Genomic DNA, 22310 nt, shown 5'->3' on the forward strand with positions numbered 1-22310 from the left:
AAACTTTGGCGAGCAATCACGGACTGTAAAATGCCTAACAAATACAACTATTTATAATTATTAAACACTATGTGAAAATATGAATTCAATAACGATAAAACAATTTTTAAAATTGTCTTTACAAACATTTTGTTTCCTTTTGATTATAGCATTGCTTAACCCTGTATTGGGAGCAGATGCTAACGGGCAGAAGTTAGAAAACTTTAACATAGACCTGTCCCTAGAAAATGCATCCGTAATTGAAGTGCTAGAACATATTGAAGCACAAACGGAATTTAACTTTGTGTACGACCGTAAATTGAGTAGAATTACCAATAGCTATGATTTTAAATACCAGGGGGTTTCTTTACGTTCCATTTTAGAACTAATGTCCAAAGATGCCAATCTGGCGTTTAAACGCATAAACAAAACCATTTCCATTGATGTAAAACCAATAATCTTACCAGAAGTCATAGAAATACAACAGCTTACCATAACAGGAGTTGTTACCGATTTGGATGGTATGCCTTTGCCAGGAGCTACTGTACAAGAAAAAGGAACCAACAACGGTACCACAACAGACTTTGACGGTAATTATACCATTTCAGTAAATAGCAACGCAACATTAGTGTTCTCCTATTTAGGTTTTATTACTAAAGAAATTGCATTAAATGGTAGAACCAGCATAAACGTTGTTTTAGATTCTGACACCACCCAATTAGAAGATGTTGTAGTTGTGGGTTATGGAGTTCAACGTAAAACGGATATTACCGGATCTATAGGCTCGGTTGGCGATGCAGAATTTAACAAAGGTGTAGTTACCAATCCCGGACAACTATTGCAGGGTAAAGTTGCCGGGGTAAATATAGCTACTGTTAGTGGTGAACCTGGGGCTTCGCAGAACGTGATTATACGTGGTGTTGGTAGCTTACGTGCTGGTACCAGCCCACTGTACGTTGTAGATGGCTTTGTATTAGATAATTCTGGTACCGGCGTTGCCAATAATCCATTAAATTTTATTAACCCTCAAGACATTGAAAAAATAGATGTATTAAAAGATGCCTCTGCCGCTGCTATATATGGGGCTAGGGCCGCTAATGGTGTTATTGTTATAACAACTAAAAAAGGTAAAATTGGCAGAACAGAAATGACCTTAAACGTAAGTACGGCTGTTTCTACATTGGCCAATGAAATTGATGTGTTCAATGCTAACGAATTTAGGAGACAAGTAATTGCTGTTGACGGTTCTCTATTAGATGGGGGTGCCAATACCAATTGGCAAAACGAACTTAGCCGTACTGCCATATCTAAAAACGTAAATTTTGCAATGAGTGGAGCAGGCGAAAACTTCTCCTATTATGTTTCTACTGGTGTAGATGACCAAGAAGGTATCTTAATAAATAGTGATTTAACACGCTATTCCGGCAGGGTTAACCTAACCCAAAAGGCATGGGACGGCAGATTTAAGGTAGAATTTAATATGACAGGGGCCAAAACAGAAAATAATAGGCCAGATGCAACTGCTACCGTTGTAGACATGTTACAGTTAAACCCAACCTTACCAGTTTATACCAATGGCATGCCCACATTATTAGAAAATAGGTTACACCCTTTGGTTCGTAATCAAATTTATTTAGACGAATCTAACAACAATAGAATTTTAGCCAACATAGCACCATCTATTGAAATATTTAAGGGGTTAACCTACAAACTTAACCTGGGTGTAGATTATTCTATGACCAATAGAGACATACAATACCTACCCTACAATCTTTTGGAAGGTTTTGAAAATGGCACATTAACCACAATTGAAACCACTAACGAAAATACCCTTGTAGAAAACACGTTAACGTATACTCTTGCAAATAACGTGCACAGCTTTACCGCTCTAGCTGGGCATTCTTACCAAGAAACTTTTGCAAAACAAAAAAGTTTTTTCTTGGAAGGTTTTTCAGATAATGGTATTGAACCAAGATATCAGGACCATATAAGCAGTTCTGAGTTTCCAACTACCTTAAATACCTATGCAACAAAAAACGAATTGCAATCCTTTTTTGGGCGTTTAAATTATGGTTTTGATAATAAATATTTAGTAACCGCTACTATGCGTGGAGATGGCTCTTCAAAATTTGGGGGCAATAATAAATATGGATACTTTCCATCTGTTGCATTGGGTTGGAATATTAGTAACGAAACCTTTATGGAAGGCTCTGCCTTTAATAACTTAAAATTTAGAGCTAGCTGGGGTAAAACCGGTAATCAAGAAATCCCCTCTAAAATCACAAAAGCTAGTTTTCAAGATAGTAAGGACGAAAATGACACCTATCCCCTAGACCCTAACACAGAAAGTTTGGATGATTATCCTTATGGTACCATTTATACCAGATTGGCAAACGAAGATGTGCAATGGGAAGTCTCCAAAACCACCAACATTGGGTTAGATTTTGGACTATTCAATAATAGGTTAACCGGAACCGTGGATTATTTTAATAAGGTTTCTGAAAACATTTTACTAGAAGTTGTGCCTGCAGACCCCATACAACCAACCAACACCTTCTGGACCAATATTCCGGATATGGAAATTATAAATAAAGGTTTAGAGCTGACTTTGGATTATAATAGCGACGCAAGCAAAGACTTTAATTACAACATTGGCGGTAACATTTCCTTTACAGATAATACGGTAGAAAATTCGCCTTATGCTGTTTTAACTACAGGCGCAGCGCAAGGCGCGGGACAAACTGGTGCAACAATTAATGGAAATATTAATGGAGAGGCAATTGGCTCTTTCTATATGAAAGAATTCTTAGGAATTGGTGCGGACGGTAGAAGTGAATATAGAGACGTAAATAATGATGGCGAAATACTTGACGACGATAGAACGGTTGTGGGCAGCGCTTTGCCAGATATTATTTATGGATTCTATATAAACACTAATTATAAAAACTTTAGCCTAGGGTTAAACTTTAATGGAGTTGCCGGCAATAAAATCTATAACCATACAGCAATGTCCTTATTCAATAAAGGAAGTTTGGCATCTTCCTTTAATACAACAGATTTTGCAGTAGCGTATCCTGAAGAAATTTTTACCAATTCTAACGAAGTTTCTACTAGATACCTAGAGAACGGTGGGTTCTTACGTTTAAACAACGCTACTTTGGGCTATACCTTGTCGCCTAAGTTAATTGGTCTGGATCAACACGTAAATACCATTAGCTTGAGTATTACTGGGCAAAACCTATTTGTATTAACAGATTATTCTGGCTATAACCCAGAGGTAAACACGGGAAGTTCTACTGGTGGCATACAAACTTTTGGAATAGACCGCTTTACCTACCCAACACCAAGAACTATTGTATTTGGATTAAATGTTTCCTTTTAACTAAAAATCGTATTGAAGAATGAAAAATAAAGTATTAACCATCCTATTGAGTGTAGGTTCCTTTTTATTATGGAATTGTACCGATTTGGAAGAAGAAATCCTGGACGAGTCATTAACCGGAAGCGGACAAGCCGATGAAATTTCCGGAGCTATTGCTCCTGCTTACGGGCAAGTTTCTTGGACCTGGAGACATACCAATTATTATGGACTGCAACTTATTCCATCAGATGAAGCTATCTTACCATACAGAGGAGGTACGGATTGGTTTGATAATGGTAAGTTCTTAGCAGCTCATCAACACACCATAACACCTGCCAATGACCTTGTAGGCAGTTCATGGAACGAATTGACCAAAAACATTTCTAGAACGCTATCTGCAATTGAGGTACTAACACCTTTGGCAGCAGCAGGTGACCAAGAAGCCGAAGGCGCTTTATACGAAATGAAGGCCTTACGCGCTTATTTGAACATGCTGCTTTTAGATAGTTGGGGTTTGGTATTCAAGAAAGAAAATTCTGGTGAACTAGCAGAGATTATTAGAAAGGAAGAAGCCGTGGCTTATATTGAAGACGAACTTTTAGCTGTTGTAGATGTAATTACAACCAACCCAAGACCGGGCAGAATGAACCAAAATATTGTTTGGGGCCTCTTGGCACGTTTAAATTTAAATGCAGCAGTATATAAAGATCCTTATGGCACACCCGCTTTTACAGACGAGGAGCTAAATAAAGTAATTACATACACCACTAATATTATCAACTCTGGCAACTACAGTTTTTCAGAAGAGTATTTTGACCTTTTTAATGATGAAAACAACAGTAACCCTGAATTGATTTTCGCCTTGGACCAAAGAGGTATTCTTAGAAGAGAACACAGTAGATGGGCATATTGGTCCATAGCCGGTTCAATGTTTCCAAGACCTGAACATCCTAGTGCAGATGGTACGGACGGACCAGCCATTACAACTGATTTTTATCAAACTTGGGTAGATGCCTATGGCGATGAAGACCCTGCAATGGCAGATGCACGTTTTTACCAAAAAAACACCCAAGTACCGGAAGAATTGCAAAATTTGGAAGGTTTATCACCGTTAAACGATGAAAATCATTATTACTGTGTGGTGCCAGAAGAATTTGAAATGGACCGCGGCATCCTTAGGGGTATACAATGGGGGCCACGAAAAGACGATGATGGCAATTTCTTTACTTGTGATGATGGTGTTCGTATTTACCCGGTAAAACAAACTAAAGGCAATGGCCCGGACAAAGATGTAGGTTACGTAGATCACGTTTTACAAATAGATTTTACAAATGAAGGTAGACTACATAATACAGGGTACCGTGTTTCTAAATATCAATTCAGTAGAACTTCTCCAAACGGAAACAATTTTAGCAATGTAGATTTGGTTCTAATGCGTTTGGCAGAAATTTATTTGATGCGTGCAGAAGCTAAACTTAGATTAGAAGACAGCGCCGGAGCTTTGGCAGATGTAAATATGGTAAGAACAGCAAGAACTGCAAGACCAGAACAAACACCTGCGCCCTTAAACTCCATGGATTTAGAAATTTTATTCAGAGAGCGTGGTTTTGAATTGTATTGGGAAGGTTTTAGAAGAAGTGACCAAATTAGATTTGGCAAATATGAAGATACATGGACAGAAAAAACCGATACGGATGTAAACCACAGATTATTTCCAATTCCACAAACGGCCATTGACGGTGCCTCTAGTGTAACTGGTTATCTAGAACAAAATCAAGGTTATTAATAGTGTATATTAGGTGGCGGCAATATTGCCGCCACCTAATTATTATAAAATACAAACCAATGAGTATCACAAAGCATCTATTATTTTTTATACTAACATTAGCTTTTTTTACAGCTTGTAGCACTAAAGAAAAAGAAACCGAAGTAGTAACCAAGACTACGGAACCTACAAGTATTATTTTTATGATTGGCGATGGCATGGGAGTACCCCAAGTCTCTACTGCTTATTACTTTGGCGATCAAGAACCAAACTTCTCACAATTCAAACAAATAGGTTTTCACCAAACATCAGATAAAACCCATAGAATAACAGATTCTGCTGCCGGAGCAACGGCATTTGCCATTGGCGAGAAAACATACAAAAGGGCCATTGGGGTAAATGCAGACACCATAGCAAAAGAATCTATTTTAAAAAAGCTGCAAAAAAAAGGTTACAGCACAGGTTTAGTAAGTTTAACCTCTATAACCCACGCCACACCTGCTGCTTTTTATGCCCATGTACCTGATAGGGATTTACATGAAGATATAGCGCTTCAGCTTATAGATGCGGATATAGATTTTCTTGCCGGTGGCGGTAAAAAATTCTTTAATAAAAGAACGGACAATAAAGATTTGTTCAAAGTACTACAAAACAAAGGTTACTATTTGGATACTACCAACTTAAGTAACACGCAACAAGACCAGAAAAATGCTTTTATAATTACAGAAGAAGGTTTACCATCTAAAATAGAAGGCAGACAAGACTTTTTAAGTGAGGCAACCACGCAAGCAATTACACATCTTAGCGCAACAAACAAGCCGTTCTTTTTAATGGTAGAAGGCTCTTATATAGATTGGGGCGGCCATGCCAAAAATGACGAAATGGTAATTACAGAAGTTCAAGACTTTGATAAAACACTAGGAGTAGTAATGCAATACGTAAAAGAAAACCCCAACACGTTATTGGTAGTTACCGCGGACCATGAAACTGGTGGGGTAAGTATTGGCAAGTTTTATGAAACGGATACCGCAACGGGCGAGAAAAAAGAGGTACCAACAAAAGCTAAAGTTTACTTTAATACAGACCAACATAGTGGGGAATTAATTCCTGTATTTGCCATGGGCCAAGGAGCAGAGCATTTTCAAGGCATATACCAGAACAATGACATTTTTCACAAAATGATGAAATCTACCAACCTAGATAATCCATAAAATGAAAAAACAACTATTATGGGGACTACTTTTGGTTTTTGGCTTAACCAATGCCCAAATAGCTAAAGTGCATAGCCATAACGACTATGATAGGTTACTTCCTTTTTGGTTTAGTTATGCAAATGATGCCCATAGTTTAGAAGCAGATATATTTCTGTTAGATAACACCTTATTCGTAGCGCACACAAAGGAAGAGATAAAACCAGAAAACACATTTGAGAAATTATATTTAAACCCGATAAACCAATTAATCAAAGACAACAAGCTTAGACCGGTAACACTTCTGGTTGATATAAAGTCCGAATCTATTTCTACTTTAAAAGAATTGATTGCCTTGCTTCAAAAATATCCTGATGTTACAAGTAGTAAAAACCTTAAACTTGTAATTTCAGGTAACAGGCCACAAGCTCATTTATACAAAAACTACCCTGATTTTATTTGGTTCGACCATCAAAATATAGACGATTTGGAATCTATAGACCTGGATAAAATAGCCTTAATAAGCCAACCTTTTAACCAGCTGAGTGTTTGGAATGGTTATGGAAGAATGATTGCTGCAGATTTTGAACGGGTAGAAAAGACTATCCAAAAAGTTCATAGAGCAGGCCTTCCCATTCGGTTTTGGGCAACACCAGATACCAAATCTGCATGGAGCAGATTAGCCAATTTGGGTGTAGATTATATAAACACCGATTTTCCAGAGAAGGCAGTTCCTTATTTAAATAAATTGGATAAAAACACCCACATTTTTGAGGAAACGGTTTCTGTGTACCATCCTGAATACAAGTATACCGAAAACAATAGTCCTAAAAACATCATTTTAATGATTGGAGATGGAAATGGACTGGCTCAAATTACTGCCGGATTAACTGCAAACAAAGGAGAACTCAGCTTAACCCAAATAAAAAACATTGGGTTGGTAAACACTTCTTCAAATGACGATTTAGTTACAGATTCCGCTGCGGGCGCAACAGCCATTGCAACTGGTAAAAAAACAAACAATAGAGCAATAGGTACAGCGCCAGATGCCACTACTGTAAAGTCTCTTGTAGAACTATTATCTGACCAAGGTTATATAACAGGTATAATAAGCACTGATGCTATATACGGTGCCACCCCTGCTTCCTTTTATGCGCATAGAACAGAAAGAGACAATACTAATGGAATTGTAACAGACCTTCTTAAAAGTCCATTAGATTTTTTTATTGCTGGAGGTAAAAATTTGGAGGAAAGAATCTCTAGACAATTCCATACAGCGAATTTGGATACTATAACAAATTTAGATGCGAAGTATGCAATTTACTTAGGTAAAGAAAAAGCTAATAGCATTGAAAAAGGTCGTGGAAACTTGCTAGCACATAGTTTAAAAAAGATTTTAAACCTTGCAAGCATGCAAGATAAGCCACTGTTTCTTTTGGTAGAAGGCGCACAAATAGATAATGGAGGTCACGAAAATAACATTCAGAAGATTATTGAAGAATTAATAGATTTTGATAAAACCATTGCCGCAGCACTTGCTTTTGCAGACCGTAACAATGAAACATTAGTGGTGGTAACCGCAGATCATGAAACTTCTGGTCTAGGAATTATGAATGGCGACTTAAAAAAAGGCGCCGTACAGGCAGATTTCCTCTCTGTTGACCATAGCGGTATTCTAGTACCATTATTTGCCTACGGACCACAAGCAAATAATTTCAACGGTGTTTATCATAACCACAAGATATTTTCAAAGCTTTTAGAAGCAACAAAATAAGTAGACTAATCAAGGTAAGTATATTAGTCTTTCTAGCCATCCCATACTGGGGTGGCTTTTTTTTTGATTGTTATTAATTCACTTCTAAACCACCCTTGAAGATATATTGAGAAATAGAACATTTTAGATACAAAAAAATCCGACACTTTTCAGTATCGGATTTTTATTTTGCTCCCCCTCTTGGGCTCGAACCAAGGAAGACAATGCACTATTTTCCAATCTTTTGCCAACTTGTCAACTTTATGGGTATCCGAATTGTATGCCTTTTTTTGACTTATTTATAAGGAAATTAACTCTTATTTTTTCATTTCAAGGTAATTAACTATTCGCAACTAAGAATAGGCAATTTAATACCCGTTTTATAGAAATTTACATATTTTGAGTGATTATTTGATTTCAAGGAGTCTTTATTCAGAGTATCTTGGTTTTCAGACTGATTTGAATAAATAATTAAACAATCAATTACTTGATTTATATCACCAATTACCAGATTTAGTTCGCTATATATTGATCTTAACCGCGCATACCCACTTACTTGCCTAACATCATCTGTTGAAATATTATTGTTGATATATCGAGGTTTATATTTTGCGTCAATAATCATTTTGAAACAACCATCTTTTGAGTTTAAAATGTAGTCAGGCTCCAAATAGTTGAACTTCTTATGGTATGTTACTTCTCCTTTAAATGGGAATATTTCCCTTAGTTTTTTATAGACATATAGCTCAAATAATTTACTCATGTCTATCCAAAAAGGAGGTGTCTCAATTTTGTTGTCATTTACGATTTGAATATTATAACCATACTTTTTAAATATCAGTTTTGCAATAGAAAGGGCTTGCCCGTATTCTTTAAATAATGGATTTGGTTTGTAGTTTCTTAATTCATTAATGTGAACCTCATCACCAACTTTGTCAAATGCTGGATTTATATAATTTAAAATTTCCTGCAAATCAAGAGTATCAAATCCTTTTAAGTTTTGCATTATCCTTTTAGAAAAAATCAAGGCCTTCTTTAGTATTTTGTTTTCGGTGGAATTTACCCCGAACTCAGTATACCTGCAATAGGTAGAAAAGTGGTTTCCTTTGATATGATTATATTTTATTGTATCAGTTACCAAAATCTTGCCTTTGACTTTTGAATTGAAATTGGTTGTTTTTTGATAGTAGCTTTTTCTTAAACCCTTTCTAACAATCCTTTTTAGTACGTTGAGATATTGTATGATTAATATTGGCGACAATAAATCTTGTTTTTGCTCAATTTTAATTAGTGGTTTTTTAAAATCTATTGTGTATAAATAATCTAAATGTTTGTAGTTTTCGGGTTCCTTTAGGGCTTCAAAAAGCATGGATAAATAATCGACTTCATTGCTTTCCGTATTAAGTTTAGGTTGTACATAAATTGGTAGTTTATTTTCAACTATCCAATCTACACCAATGAAATAAGAGGTCTGAAAACAATATTTGTTTTCGATTAATGCATCAGAATTTAATGAAAAGCAAAGCTGATTCTCTTTTTTTTGTGCAAAGTACTTAGAAACGGAAATACCACTTAAAATGTCGTCATAGATCGTTAAATCCTCATCAGTAGGTGAAGGACTTGGATAACCATGATTTTCATTTAAAATTATCATCTACAAACGGTTGATTATCTCTAATGCCGATTCATTTAATATTCCATCTTTCACATACTCCTTAAGAATAGGCTTAATTTCGTATTCAACTTTGAATTTGAAATCTTCTTCATTTTCGGCAATAAAATAACTATGGCCAAGCCAGATATCTTCTGCTCTAAACTCGTCTGATAAATATTCTGCTTTTTCAAAGCTGGCATTATTTATAGTGTTCTCATCCATATTTGCGACAAACAATTTTGAAACCTCAATAAATTTATCGGTCATAAAGATTTTATCTTCCAAATCTGAATTTTCTAAAACTTTAGGTAACACCTCCACAAATGCAAAACGTCTTCTAATAGCATAATCAATGTGGCCAACGCTTCTGTCGGCTGTGTTCATGGTGCCGATTATGTATAGGTTAGGTGGTATGGTTATACCATTTGCTCCATTAACTTCGTACATACCATCAACAGCTTCACCTCTGTATTCTATTGCATATATCAACTCTCCTAATACGTTTGGCAAATTGGCTCGGTTTATTTCATCAATAATCAGAACAAAATTTTTAAGTGGTTCCTTTTCAATGTCTGTTTCTTTAAATGTTAAATTATTCTCATTTAAAAAATCATAAAACATCTTTAAAACCCTAACATAATAACTGGCGTGTTGCCTGGCGAGTCCAGAGAGGTTAGAATTCTTCTTTAAATCCTGTCTTTCTTTATTTCCATCCAAAAACGCTTGTTTAATATCTTTAAACAACATTCTATTCCCATTTTTCAACCAACCTTCATTTTGACCTTTATACCTAAATGCATCACTGTCTATACCAATAAGTCCTACATTTTCCGTTAGTTTAAAAAAGCCTGTACTATCTTCTATTTCGTCAAGTATGGTATCAACAAACTGATCGAAATATTCATTTAATTGTACCTCTTTGCTATAAACAGTATCATCTTTGACATAGTTATTATAATTAGTTAAAGCCCTCTCAGCTAGAGACGCTAAAATTTTGTTTTCCGTTCTATATTCTACTTCTGTGCCATTACTTTTAACAACAATGCCTCTCACAAAATCTTCATAAGTGTAAGAAGGATGGAATTGAATTAATACAACGTCTTCATTATTTGAATTTTCATTTGGAATTTTATTAGCGTTAATGCTTTCGCTAGTATTGAAGTTTTCTGAAAGAAACTTTGCAATTGCAGCATTGTAAGGGTCAAATCCATTACTTTGACCACCCAACCATAGTTTGGAACGATAGGCATCTCTTATTCCCTTAAATGGTATTTCATATGAGGATTTGGATTCTAACACAACTGTGCATCTATCTTTCTTTATGTTTTCAATTCGATATGTAGTGCGACCAGTCGAACTTGGTACACTATCTATGGATTTTAATCTATCAGCTATATTGGCATTAGACCATGCTCTTTGTTCTACAGTTAAGTCTAAATCTAAGCTGTTGAAGCTTTTCCCCATATTGGAATAATCAGGGCAGAGTTGCAAAGCCAATTCCCTGGCCAAACGTGTTTTACCCGTTCCAGGGGGGCCTTGCAGGATAATTTGCTTTTTCTGTTTTAAAAGGCTTATCAAATTTTCATACTGTGCCCTCATGGAATATTTTTTTAAAGTCTTTTTAAAAGTATCTTGTGTATTTGTGTCTTGTACTTTACAAATACCTTGTTGTAATTTATACTTGAACCGGTCTTCTTTTTTTAATACTATCCAATCGGCCTTTGCGACCAACAAATTTTCTTCGAATGGTATTTGAAGTTCGTCAAATTCTTGCTTGTAATTTGAATCAGACATACAGGAGTACATCTCCTCAACAACTTTGGCAAAAGCCAAAATTGTATGACCATTTGCTACTAATATCCAATCATTCTTTTGAAATCGTCTGTCAATCCAACTAATTACTATACCATTTTCTTTTATTAAATCATAAAACAAGGGTGTATCGCTTCCCCATCTGCAACCCAATTTCCAAAGTGTCATACTTATCTTTAATTTAATCCCAATTCTCCTTTGTATACTTAACGGTCTCAAACATAGTTAATGCCACAGCACTCGCATTACGGCGTATGTAAAACTCTTCTTTGTTGCTTTTTTCTGGGTTTTTGATAATGACTGGACTTGAGGCTTTGTCTTTAATGTGAATGGACACTATAGTTTTACAATCTATTTCTAAAAACTCGACCTTAAATTTTGATGCCATATGATTGCCGAAATAATTCTGTATTAACTGGTCAAACTTTAAATTAAATGCATCTTTTTTATTATCACCTTTAAATTGAGTGAAATCGGTTTCTTCCAAGCCTAAAATATTTCCATCATCATCAACACCAATGAAGAGTGTGCCTCCTTCTGAATTTAAAAATGCCGCTAAATTTTTAATAGCACTGTGCTCAACTCCTTTGTCAACTTTTTGTTGACGAATTCCATAGCTTAATGTGCTTTTAAACTCTACGGTTTTGCTCTCGCCTTTGGCGATAAACTCTAACACCTTATAGTTGGCATTGGCTTGTTGTAGTTGCTCCTGTACCAACTCTTCTGGGCTTTGGTAGTAAGCATAAGTGGCGAGTTTTGGGTAACGACGCGCAAACCAAGTTTCTACCTCATTTATATCATCTGCATTTAAACCAAATAAGTCATATACTAACTTATCAATTTCCTTCTGCTCACTGCCTAAATAATCATAATGTTGTGAGTTCTTCTGTTTACTTATAATATTCTTGACAAGGCTTTGTATTTCTGGTGAATTATCTTTTACAGGGGTTAACATATCAAAAAATGAACCTGCATCTGAAGTTACAGTGTGATTAACAAAACACTTTAATTGATATAGAAAAATTTTGGTAGTAAGAATTCCTAGCAAATAATTTGTTTCATAAAAATTTGAGAATAAAGTGGAACCTTTATGCCCAAAAACTGATGAACTTCCTATTCTAAATGTTGGAGCATATATTCCAGCGACTGAAAAGGTAATTCCATTGACAAAATACAAATGCGGGTTTCTTATTACGGCGCACAGATTATCATTATTATTGTTATCTCTTTGACCTCTGGTAAAGTTCTTTAAGCGATATATTGCTTCATCACTCCAATCAATGAAATAATTAGTTGGTACATAATAATTGGGCAGCCAACCACTTTCTGTGTCACTTTCTCCACCTTTATCATGTGGTATTATATATCTACCATCAAAATAACAATCAGCATCAAAATTGGGTTCGAACTTTATTTTGTGGATGCCATTTTCAATGACTTTTAAGCGTATAGCATCATTGCTTCTAATTTTGTCTAAATCGGCTTCTGTTAATACATATTGCTTATAACCATTAATGTCTTTATAACTGCCACGAGCCTCTGGATTTTGGTAGAGGTAATATTTGTTATCACCTGTTGCCAAACCTTGTTTTACATCTGCCACATCGCCAAAACGTACTAACTCAATGTTTTTGTCATTAAACGGTATTTGCCTAACGCTTATTTGCTGTTTGTTTATGGTTTTGGTTTCGGTAGCACAAGTTACATCGTTCATTAAAGCAAAAAGTTTAGGGCTGCCCACAATAATTGGTTTATGACTGTTGGAGCTTAATAACAATTGCTTATAACTATATACTGCAAATTCTGGGGTGTATTGCCCAGTATAGCTGTATAAATTGCGTAATTTATCTCTGAACTCGGGTACTTGTTTACGGGTTGAGATGTTGGTGAGGTCGGCAGCGATGACGCTATTCTCGTGATGAGATTTCTCGCTTTCGCTCGAAATGAAAACAGAGGAATTTTTTATTAGCGTGAAAATACAAGAGTTTACGGTGGCTTTAAAACAGTCTTGGTGTAAGCGAATTACGTTTTTGAGTTGGTGCTGTAATACCTGCTCACGTAATGGTTTGTGGCTTTTTATGGTTAACCAGGTATCACTTACAATGTAGCACAACACGCCATTTGGTTTTAGCAATTTGTTAATGGCCATACTTATAAAAGCGCCATAAGGGTCTTTGCTTTGCAAGCAAAAACGCTCTCTTACCTCATCGTCTATTTTATTACCACCATAGGGTGGATTGCCAATAACAATATCGAAGCCTTTGTTGCCTTCGTTTAATACCTTGTCAAAAAACAAGTTCCATAAAAAGTAAGGGCGCTCTGTAGTCTCCTGTACCTTTACCAAGCGTTTTTCTTGGGCTTCAATGGTTTCTATTTTGGCTTTAAGTTCTTTATAAAGCTTTACATCTCTTCCACTTTTTAATAACGCAATGTTTTTACCTGCATTTACGTATTTCAATTCCAACTTTTGCAGTTGTTTTTTGAGGTCTTTTTCGCTTGCGGTTACATTTTTGTGAATGTGGTTGATAACCGCTTTATCGATTTTTTCGTGCAGCTCCTGTTTTTTAATGAGTGGCTCCAAGGAAAAGTATTGGTCTACCCAATACTTAATGTTGCTTTTTTCTTCAAGAGATAAACTGTATTTAGCTTGCGGTTCTGCAAATTCATCACCCAAAGTGTATTGCTTTTCTTTGTGCGTAGGCTCGTCCTCTAATATGGTATCTAATGCAATGCCTTCAAAAGATTCTTTTAATGAGTCTCCCTGCATTATTTTATAATCTAAATTTGGTAATGGCTGCGGGTCTTGCTCATCTACAATCAAACTTAACCAAAAGCGTAAACGTGCAATATCTACAGCACCTTTATCTATATCGACTCCATAAATGCTATGGCGAATAATATCGAGCTTTTCTTTTAGGTAGATAAAATCTTTATTTTCGAGAAACGCCGAAATTAAATGCTTTAACCTAAAAATTTCGTGTACCATTCCCATAGGAAACGCTCCAGAACCAATAGCTGGGTCACAAATTTTTACAGTGCTTAAGGCTTTATTAATATCTGATGCATATTGCTCAATGACCTTGAGGTCTATTTTAGCATTTTCAAACACCAAGGTTTCTATTTCCTTAAGTTCTTCTTTGGTACACTTACTTTTTAGTTCTTCCTTTAGGTAATTGCACAAACTTTCCTTGCACATATAATGCACCACCTCTTTAGGTGTATAGAATGTGCCTTTGTCCTTGTTATCTTCCAATAAGTTTTCGAAAATCAGCCCTAACATTTCTGGGTCTATACCAATGTCTTTATCGTCTGGACTATTTTCGTCTATGGTAAAATTGTACTGGTCAAAAAAATTGAATAAGTCCTCAAAGAGTTGTGGTTGTATCTGTAAAGTGTCAGGTTCAATTTTGTCCTTCTCGAACAAACCACCATTAAGGTATGGTACTCTTGTTTTAGTTATAGGGAATTCATCATTTTGTTCACCGCGTCTATCAACGTTAAGTGCACTAAAAAATAGAGGGTCTAAAACCTCATTGTAAAAGTTGTTTTTATTGCTGTGATTTTTGAACAATTGGGACATAAAGCCTTTTTGACCTTGTCCCCATTTTCCTGTAAGTGGGACACCTAACCAACCCTTTTTTTGAAGGAAGTATAGAAATACAATACGACCCAACAGCTTTTTTACGTAATGTCTTACCAGTTTTTCGGCATCTTCTTGTTGCTCCTTGTCTTTCTTGTTTTTATCGACTTGCGCCTTGAAAAATGAAAACGCATTTTCGTTATCAACGATATACTCTGTAAAGGCTTTAAACTGATTGAAATATTCTTTGAAGAACTCATTTGAAATCTTTTCAACAGAAAAGGTTTTAATAATGTCTTCAATTGTAATTTCCTTATTCTGTATTTGTTTAAATAGCCACTCAAACTGAATTAAGGCTGTTTTTATACTTTCGCCTTCACCTAACACATAGGTATAACGCTTGGGGTGTGTTTCCTCTTTAATTTCATTAAACTCATCATCCCAATACAAGGATTTAGAAATAAAGGTTAACCTCCAATCGTTAGTTGTAGGGTTATAATAGGTTGCAATAATACCATCGACATCTCCGGGAATTACATTGCTATGAATGATATTCCGCAAACCTACTCTACTGGTAATGTGCTTGTGGTCTTTTAGCTTTACTTCATAAAATAAAATACGTGAATCATCAGCCAATTTTAAATCCCCAAACTCTAAAATACTCTCAACATCTTCGTGCGCTTTTTTATCTTCAACTTGTTGTATTGGGGAAGTATAAAATGCACTCTCTTGATTTTTGAATAGCGTTTTTAAAAAGTCTTTCCAAGTATTGCTCTCTTCAATAGACTGGTATTTACTTTTAAATATATTGGTTAGTTGTTCTTTCATAATAGCAAGTAATTAGGCAGAAAATGATTCGGATAGAATGATTGAAGGCTTTTGCGATTTAGCAATACGCTTTTTTGTGGTTTTTATATGTTGCTTTTCCTCATCTTCCTTAATAAAATCCAAGAGCGGATAACCATTTAAAATATTCATTATAGTCTTATATGTATCCAATAAACTTGGTTTGGTAGTTTTAAGCTGCTTAACGTATTTATTGATTTCACGCGGTAGTTTTTGAAACTTCCCTCTACGAATGGCCTTAATACCAGCTTCACAAACTTCTTTGTCATTTTGATTCACAAACTCTAAAGGCATTATCTTTTTTTCAATAAAGCTAATTGCCCTACTTTCATTAGGACCGAGTTTTACATTGCTTTTATCTCCAAGATTATTGATATTCTCGTCTTCTTCAAAAGCATCTAAAGCCTTATTGATTTGGTCGTGATGCAAATCGTGTAAATCCATAGGGTTTTCAGACATTTGCGCCTTGTAGATTCTTGCAGCTTCTACAAAGGTGAGTTCTTCAATTTCTAAATTCTTATCAATCAAATAAAAACTATCTCGTTTTTTATTTTTAATAAACGTTATGGAATGGTCTTTTGCCGCTTTGTTTTTTCTACCAGTTCTGGCACGTTTAGGAATGGTGTTTTTTATGCGGTAGTAATCGTCTGGTTGTTCGTCTCTAAACTTTCTTAAATAGTTGAGGTATTCCAAACGTTCATCACTTTCCTCCTGTGGGATTTTTTCAAATAATCCAAAGGTTCCGAACTCTTCATCTTCAGAATAAATCTGACTATCTTCACCTAAAGCCGAATGGAATGCCTGTAGTTTTATATAAGCCTTTTTGTTCAATTCTATTTCGTTATCAGTTCTTGACGTCGGGAAGAAATTGTAAATGAATATGGTTTTGGAATTTGTTCCCACACGATTTACACGCCCGATACGCTGCATTAAACGCGTGGCATTCCAAGGAATGTCATAGTTCAAAATGATGTTACTTCTGTGTAAGTTTACACCTTCAGCTAATACTTCTGTTGTGATGATAATACTATAATCATCTTTTTGTTCGCTTAATGGATAATTAGAGTCAAAATTTTGAGCAATTGTTTCAGCCAAATCCTTTTGATTAGAACTATCTACACATAAAATTCTTCCGACCCCATCTTGCTTCAATCTTTCAGACATGTATGATGTTGTTTCTTTAGACTCTGAAAAAACTACAATCTTACCGTTATCATTTATGGCACCATCAAACAATTCTTTTTGAAGCTTTTTCCTAAACGTATTGTATTTAGGGTCTTCAATAACCACACTCCAATCCTTTACTAATTTCTCTAAAACCTGATTATCTTGTTTAATTCCGTTAATGAACTCTTCTGCGAAGTCTTCTGTATTGAACCCTTGAATATCTTCAGGGTTTTCAGAGTTCATTAGTATGTTTTCCAGTTCATCCTCGTCTTCATTTAGTACAAACTCACTTACCTTATGCTTTTGTGAAATAAAAACCCTGCCATTTTCAAGCATTTTTAGCATTGCCTTATTTGCCTCGTAAAAACGATTCAGGCTCATTTTAAAAGCGTAGAAACTACTATCTATTCGTTTTACCAATAGAATGCGCATAATATGAGCCAACTGCTCTGAAATCCTATCAGCTTGTTTTGGCGCAACTCCAGTTGCTTTTTTGTAAGCGTCTTTTGCCTCCGGGTTTAAAAATTTTATGGCTTGGTAACGGTAATAGCCTAATTCTTGGTTTTGTCTTTTTAATATGTTTATAGTTCTATCATAAAGATTATCGGTATAAGTATCTAACTCATAAAGTATTTGTCGTGGTGGTTCAATATCTGGAAAAGAAACGCCTTGTTGTTCTATGTCTTTCCAATAGCTAGGGGTATTTCTAATATCGGTTCTTGTACGTCTCACAATAATAGGCTCCAGTACCTTTACTCTTATTTCATTGTATATTTCTTTAACTCCAACAGCTATTCTAAACCTATCGTTCAGCTTTTTTAGTTTGTTATATTTCTCAATTTGGTTTCTAAAAAAATTCTGAAGGTTTAAAGCTCCTTCAATTGTAGAACTTTTAGAATCTTGGAACAAATACAGTTGATTTCTAATATCTTCTGGCTTGTTATTTAAGGGAGTAGCTGTTACTAAAATTACTTTCTTTTTAAAACTGCCATCATTCCCTTTTCTCTTTCTTGGTGTTTTGCAGAGTTTCTGTAGCAGATTAAAACGTTCTGATTCATCTGACCTAAACTTATGGGCTTCATCAACTATAATTAAATCATAATCTTCAGGATGTTTGATATTATGTAAGCTACCATTTGTGACATATTCAATACCTGGTACTTCAAAATCCCTAATTGTTTTTTTCCAACTATTCTCTAACGCCGGTGGATAAATGATTAAAGTTTTGGTACGATACCCATTTGAGAAATAGAATTTTTTGGCTATAATCGTAGCTACAATGGTTTTACCAAGACCCACAACATCAGCTAAAATAAATCCACTATGATTTAAAAGCTTATTATACCCATCATTTACCGCATCTATTTGATAAGCCAATTTTTTATACCCTTTTGGTAAATCGGTAATAGATTCCGGGTCGTACTCAATACTCTTTCCGAAATATACTATCAGTAACTTTATATATAAATCGAAAGGTGAAAAATCATCTTTTAGATAGGTTTCTGATTTTACTTGTTGAATTTCAGAAGGCAGAATATCAATGGCCTCGTCCCATAAACTATTGAAGGTCTTTTGAGCAAAAACCACATCGTCATAATCTCTTAACTCTACATTAAACTCAAAGTTTCTCTCTAAACCTGATTCACTTAAATTACTAGAGCCTGTAATCACTGAACCACTATTGTGTTCATTCCAATTTTCAGGTCTGAAAATGTAAATTTTTGCATGTATGTTTTTATCAGGATGCGCTTTAATCTTAATTCTTCCAGAGGTTACATCATCCACAAACTTCACAATTCCGTCTTCAACTTCTTTTGAATAGTCTGCTTGTTGAATATCCTCTTTAAACTCTCTTACAAACTCTTCTCTAGTTATGTCTGTATTAAAATTGAACTCTAATCCTTTTTTAGCAGCTTCGCTAATTAGGTGGTCCACGTCTATACCGACTAAAATCCTAATTTCTTTGACCCGGTCTAAATATTGACGGATTTTGAAATAACCAGATGATCGAAAATAACCCACTAATGCATCAAAATAATGTATAGGTAAGTTTTCAAATATTCCTTGAAATTTATTTGTTAAGCTGTTTTGGTCCTTGTTAGTGAAAAACTTTGTTGACATCTAGAAATTCTATATTTTAAGTTTTAAAAATAGAAATCTTTTGTTGGTTGTTGGGTTTAAATAAAATAAAAAGGGCAACATTTCTGCTGCCCCTTTTATGTTATTTAATTATACTTCCACCTATAACCTCCACTTTTATCCCGTTCTCCTCGACACACCCTTGAAATTGATGATTTACTTAATCCAGTTTTTCTAGCTGCACTTGAGACAGACTCGAATTTTGCGATAACTTTATTTTCAAAATTTAACTGTATAACTTCTTTTTTTCTAGCATCAGACAAAGCCCTTATATCAAACGTTTTATCATAGGACCAACACAATCCCTTATACGTTTTAATATACCCCAGACAAGCGTTAGAAATAGATTTAGCTTCCCCTGAAACTGATTCAGCAGCAATGGAAAGACTTTCATAGGTATTCATTAGACCACTATTAGGATTAACTGAATATACTATTTTTTTAAATCCACCTCCAGAATCACGATTATATCCATTATCAATTGCATTAAATTCTGTTATGTAGAACACCTCTTTGTTCGCCAGTTCATTGACGTTATTTGCGATATCAACAACTGTCCAATTAAAGGAATGTTCGCCAAACTTGCGTATTGCCTTATGCAATGGCAATTCACTTCCCTTTTTTGCAACCTTAAAATTTATTAGTAAGTGGATAAGAATTGGTTTTAGTCTACTAGAAATACCTAAAAACAAAAAAATCCGACACTTTTCAGTATCGGATTTTTATTTTGCTCCCCCTCTTGGGCTCGAACCAAGGACCCTCTGATTAACAGTCAGATGCTCTAACCAACTGAGCTAAGGAGGAATGTTTCATTCAAAACGGGTGCAAATATAAATTTTTCTTTTTTATACTACAAAGAAAAAATGCATCAATTTATTTAAAAATCATTTTGTACAAATCGTTTCCATTCGCAAACAACAGTAAACCAATCAATAAGAAGAAACCGACCATTTGTGCATATTCTAAAAATTTGTCACTCGGCTTTCTTCCAGAAATCATTTCGTACAGTAAAAACATTACATGCCCCCCATCAAGAGCAGGTATAGGTAATACATTCATAAAGGCTAAAATAATAGATATAAGCGCGGTTGTGGCCCAAAAAGCCCTCCAGTCCCATGTTTCTGGGAACATGCTACCAATGGCTTTAAAACCGCCTACACCTTTATAGGCCCCCGTGGAAGGATTAAAAATCTTTTTTAGGTTCTTGGCATAGTTGCCTAAAGTTTCCACACCTTGATTGATCCCCGCTGGTATGGCCTCAAAAAATCCGTATTTAACAGTGGCAACCTTAAAATAACCCATCTGCTCATACTCTTCCATTGTAAATTGTTGTAAACCTAAACCTAAAGTTGCTTCTTCAGAAACTTTGGCTACTACATTTTTGGTCTTTCCGGATTTTGATTTTAAACTAAGGGTAACCTCTTTCCCTTTGTTCGCTTCTAGCAATGGTACTACTTGGTCCATATACTCTGCTGGCTCACTGTTAATTGCAAGTAAATGGTCTCCTTTTTGTAAATCTATACCTTGATTGTGGCTTCCTTTAGAAATGTCTTTTACGTAAAAAGGCGAGCGCAGAGAGATAAACCTAGCTTTATCCTCATCTTCTATAAGTGTAGAAATAAAATCTACAGGTAACTCTTTTTCAATTACCTTTCCGTCTCTTTCTATGGTAAGCGAATTTCCATTAATAAGTTCTAGCATTAAACTGCCGTAGGATTCTACTGGTTCACCATCTACCGCTAAAATTTTATCCCCGGATTTAAGCCCGGCCTTGTCTCCAATAGTTGGTTCCACAATGGCAATACCATCTTTTAAACTGTCCATAGGAATATATTCCTTACCATATTTATAGGCCAGACCAATATAAATGATAACCGCAAGTATAAAGTTTACCGTAACCCCGCCCAACATAATTATTAAACGTTGCCAAGCCGGTTTACTTCTAAACTCCCAAGGCTTTGGCTCTTCTTTCATTGCTTCGGTGTCCATACTTTCGTCTATCATACCGGCAATCTTTACATAACCACCCAAAGGCAACCATCCAATTCCGTAAACGGTTTCTCCAATTTTCTTTTGGAACAAAGCAAATTTTACGTCAAAAAATAAAAAGAACTTCTCCACTTTGGTTTTAAACAATTTTGCTGGAATAAAGTGTCCCAACTCATGCAAAACAATTAAAATAGAAAGGCTTAGAAAGAATTGTATAATCTGTATTACTACGGGGCTCATATTTTTTTATGTCTTAAAAGCCAACAAAAGTACGTTTTTAAAGGAGCTTACAAAACAATGGACATTACCCAACAATTATTTTTAAGAAAGAATTGGCAAGAATTACCGCTCAACTGGTTTGATTAATAGCGTGTTCACGTTTAATTTTGCCCTATGCTACAGTTTTTTTCCAAGTTCAAAAAATTCTTTATCGTTTTAGGGGTTTTATCGGTTATTATACTATATCTAATGTATAATGCTTTAAAACCCGAAAAAAGACTTCCCGTTTACCAACCCAATATGGTAAACCCAGAATTAGTAGATAGCACCTTGCTAGATGTTAAAAAGTACCATACCATAGCAGACTTTTCCCTTGTAAATCAAAACGGAGAAACCATTACCCAAAAAGATTATAAAGATAAAATCTACGTAGCCGACTTTTTCTTTACTACCTGCCCTACAATTTGCCCCATTATGACCAAGAACATGGCCGCTATTCAAGATAAAATAGGCGCAGAGGTAATGCTACTATCCCACTCGGTTACCCCACAGATAGATTCTGTTGCGCAATTAAAGAAATATGCTCTTGAAAAAGGTGTGGACGATAGTAAATGGAATTTGGTTACTGGCGATAAAAAACAAATATATGCCTTGGCACGTAAGTCTTATTTAGCGGTAAAAAACGATGGCGATGGTGGCCCGTATGATATGATACATACCGAAAATTTTATTTTGGTGGATAAAGAAAGACGTATTCGCGGTTTTTATGATGGTACCAATTTAGAAGAGATAGAAAAACTCTTAAAAGACGTAGAAGTGCTAAAGTCTTCTTATAATAAAAAGCCCTAGAAATCTA

General features: G+C 35.2%; 11 protein-coding genes and 1 tRNA gene. 5 read left to right on the top strand and 7 right to left on the bottom strand.

Features of this window, described 5'->3' with window-relative positions:
• The first annotated feature begins 79 nt into the window (after window positions 1–79).
• The 4 genes from ACXAGS_RS00370 to ACXAGS_RS00385 are packed head-to-tail and all read left to right on the top strand — an operon-like array spanning window position 80 to window position 8069.
• Window positions 80–3361, top strand: coding sequence for a SusC/RagA family TonB-linked outer membrane protein (locus ACXAGS_RS00370; protein WP_474903591.1), 3282 nt, complete (start codon window positions 80–82; stop codon window positions 3359–3361).
• A 19-nt stretch (window positions 3362–3380) separates the two neighbouring features.
• Window positions 3381–5126 (top strand): RagB/SusD family nutrient uptake outer membrane protein, encoded by a 1746-nt coding sequence (locus ACXAGS_RS00375; protein WP_474903593.1) that lies wholly within the window; start codon window positions 3381–3383, stop codon window positions 5124–5126.
• A 59-nt stretch (window positions 5127–5185) separates the two neighbouring features.
• A complete protein-coding gene (locus ACXAGS_RS00380) occupies window positions 5186–6316 on the top strand; it encodes an alkaline phosphatase (protein WP_474903595.1) in 1131 nt (376 codons plus the stop codon).
• A gap of 1 nt (window position 6317) precedes the next feature.
• Window positions 6318–8069 carry an alkaline phosphatase gene (locus ACXAGS_RS00385; RefSeq protein ID WP_474903597.1) on the top strand — a complete coding sequence of 584 codons (1752 nt, stop codon included), beginning with the start codon at window positions 6318–6320 and terminating at the stop codon, window positions 8067–8069.
• A gap of 322 nt (window positions 8070–8391) precedes the next feature.
• On the opposite strand, the gene ACXAGS_RS00390 is transcribed toward ACXAGS_RS00385, so the two are convergent.
• The 7 genes from ACXAGS_RS00390 to rseP form a co-directional block, all read right to left on the bottom strand.
• On the bottom strand, window positions 8392–9702 hold the full coding sequence (locus tag ACXAGS_RS00390) for a 5-methylcytosine restriction system specificity protein McrC (protein ID WP_474903599.1): 1311 nt from the start codon (window positions 9700–9702) through the stop codon (window positions 8392–8394).
• On the bottom strand, window positions 9703–11682 hold the full coding sequence (locus ACXAGS_RS00395) for an AAA family ATPase (RefSeq protein WP_474903601.1): 1980 nt from the start codon (window positions 11680–11682) through the stop codon (window positions 9703–9705).
• 13 nt (window positions 11683–11695) lie between these two features.
• A complete protein-coding gene (locus ACXAGS_RS00400) occupies window positions 11696–15922 on the bottom strand; it encodes an Eco57I restriction-modification methylase domain-containing protein (protein ID WP_474903603.1) in 4227 nt (1408 codons plus the stop codon).
• Between the two features lie 12 nt (window positions 15923–15934).
• On the bottom strand, window positions 15935–19228 hold the full coding sequence (locus ACXAGS_RS00405; RefSeq protein ID WP_474903605.1) for a helicase-related protein: 3294 nt from the start codon (window positions 19226–19228) through the stop codon (window positions 15935–15937).
• Window positions 19229–19332: 104 nt separating this feature from the next.
• A complete protein-coding gene (locus ACXAGS_RS00410) occupies window positions 19333–19938 on the bottom strand; it encodes an NUMOD1 domain-containing DNA-binding protein (protein ID WP_474903606.1) in 606 nt (201 codons plus the stop codon).
• Between the two features lie 38 nt (window positions 19939–19976).
• A tRNA-Asn gene (locus ACXAGS_RS00415) sits at window positions 19977–20050 on the bottom strand.
• Window positions 20051–20119: 69 nt separating this feature from the next.
• Window positions 20120–21475 carry an RIP metalloprotease RseP gene (gene rseP, locus ACXAGS_RS00420; RefSeq protein WP_474903607.1) on the bottom strand — a complete coding sequence of 452 codons (1356 nt, stop codon included), beginning with the start codon at window positions 21473–21475 and terminating at the stop codon, window positions 20120–20122.
• A 153-nt stretch (window positions 21476–21628) separates the two neighbouring features.
• On the opposite strand from rseP, the gene ACXAGS_RS00425 reads away from it, so the two are divergent.
• A complete protein-coding gene (locus ACXAGS_RS00425; protein WP_474903609.1) occupies window positions 21629–22303 on the top strand; it encodes an SCO family protein in 675 nt (224 codons plus the stop codon).
• Window positions 22304–22310 lie beyond the last annotated feature (7 nt).

The sequence above is a fragment of the Croceivirga sp. ABH4_376 genome, from assembly GCF_056160685.1.

Excerpts from the sequence above, each read along its gene's own strand:
- ACXAGS_RS00370 (WP_474903591.1), top strand. The coding sequence starts at position 80 with ATGAATTCAATAACGATAAAACAATTTTTAAAATTGTCTTTACAAACA.
- ACXAGS_RS00375 (WP_474903593.1), top strand. The coding sequence starts at position 3,381 with ATGAAAAATAAAGTATTAACCATCCTATTGAGTGTAGGTTCCTTTTTA.
- ACXAGS_RS00380 (WP_474903595.1), top strand. The coding sequence starts at position 5,186 with ATGAGTATCACAAAGCATCTATTATTTTTTATACTAACATTAGCTTTT.
- ACXAGS_RS00385 (WP_474903597.1), top strand. The coding sequence starts at position 6,318 with ATGAAAAAACAACTATTATGGGGACTACTTTTGGTTTTTGGCTTAACC.
- ACXAGS_RS00390 (WP_474903599.1), bottom strand. The coding sequence starts at position 9,702 with ATGATAATTTTAAATGAAAATCATGGTTATCCAAGTCCTTCACCTACT.
- ACXAGS_RS00395 (WP_474903601.1), bottom strand. The coding sequence starts at position 11,682 with ATGACACTTTGGAAATTGGGTTGCAGATGGGGAAGCGATACACCCTTG.
- ACXAGS_RS00400 (WP_474903603.1), bottom strand. The coding sequence starts at position 15,922 with ATGAAAGAACAACTAACCAATATATTTAAAAGTAAATACCAGTCTATT.
- ACXAGS_RS00405 (WP_474903605.1), bottom strand. The coding sequence starts at position 19,228 with ATGTCAACAAAGTTTTTCACTAACAAGGACCAAAACAGCTTAACAAAT.
- rseP (WP_474903607.1), bottom strand. The coding sequence starts at position 21,475 with ATGAGCCCCGTAGTAATACAGATTATACAATTCTTTCTAAGCCTTTCT.
- ACXAGS_RS00425 (WP_474903609.1), top strand. The coding sequence starts at position 21,629 with ATGCTACAGTTTTTTTCCAAGTTCAAAAAATTCTTTATCGTTTTAGGG.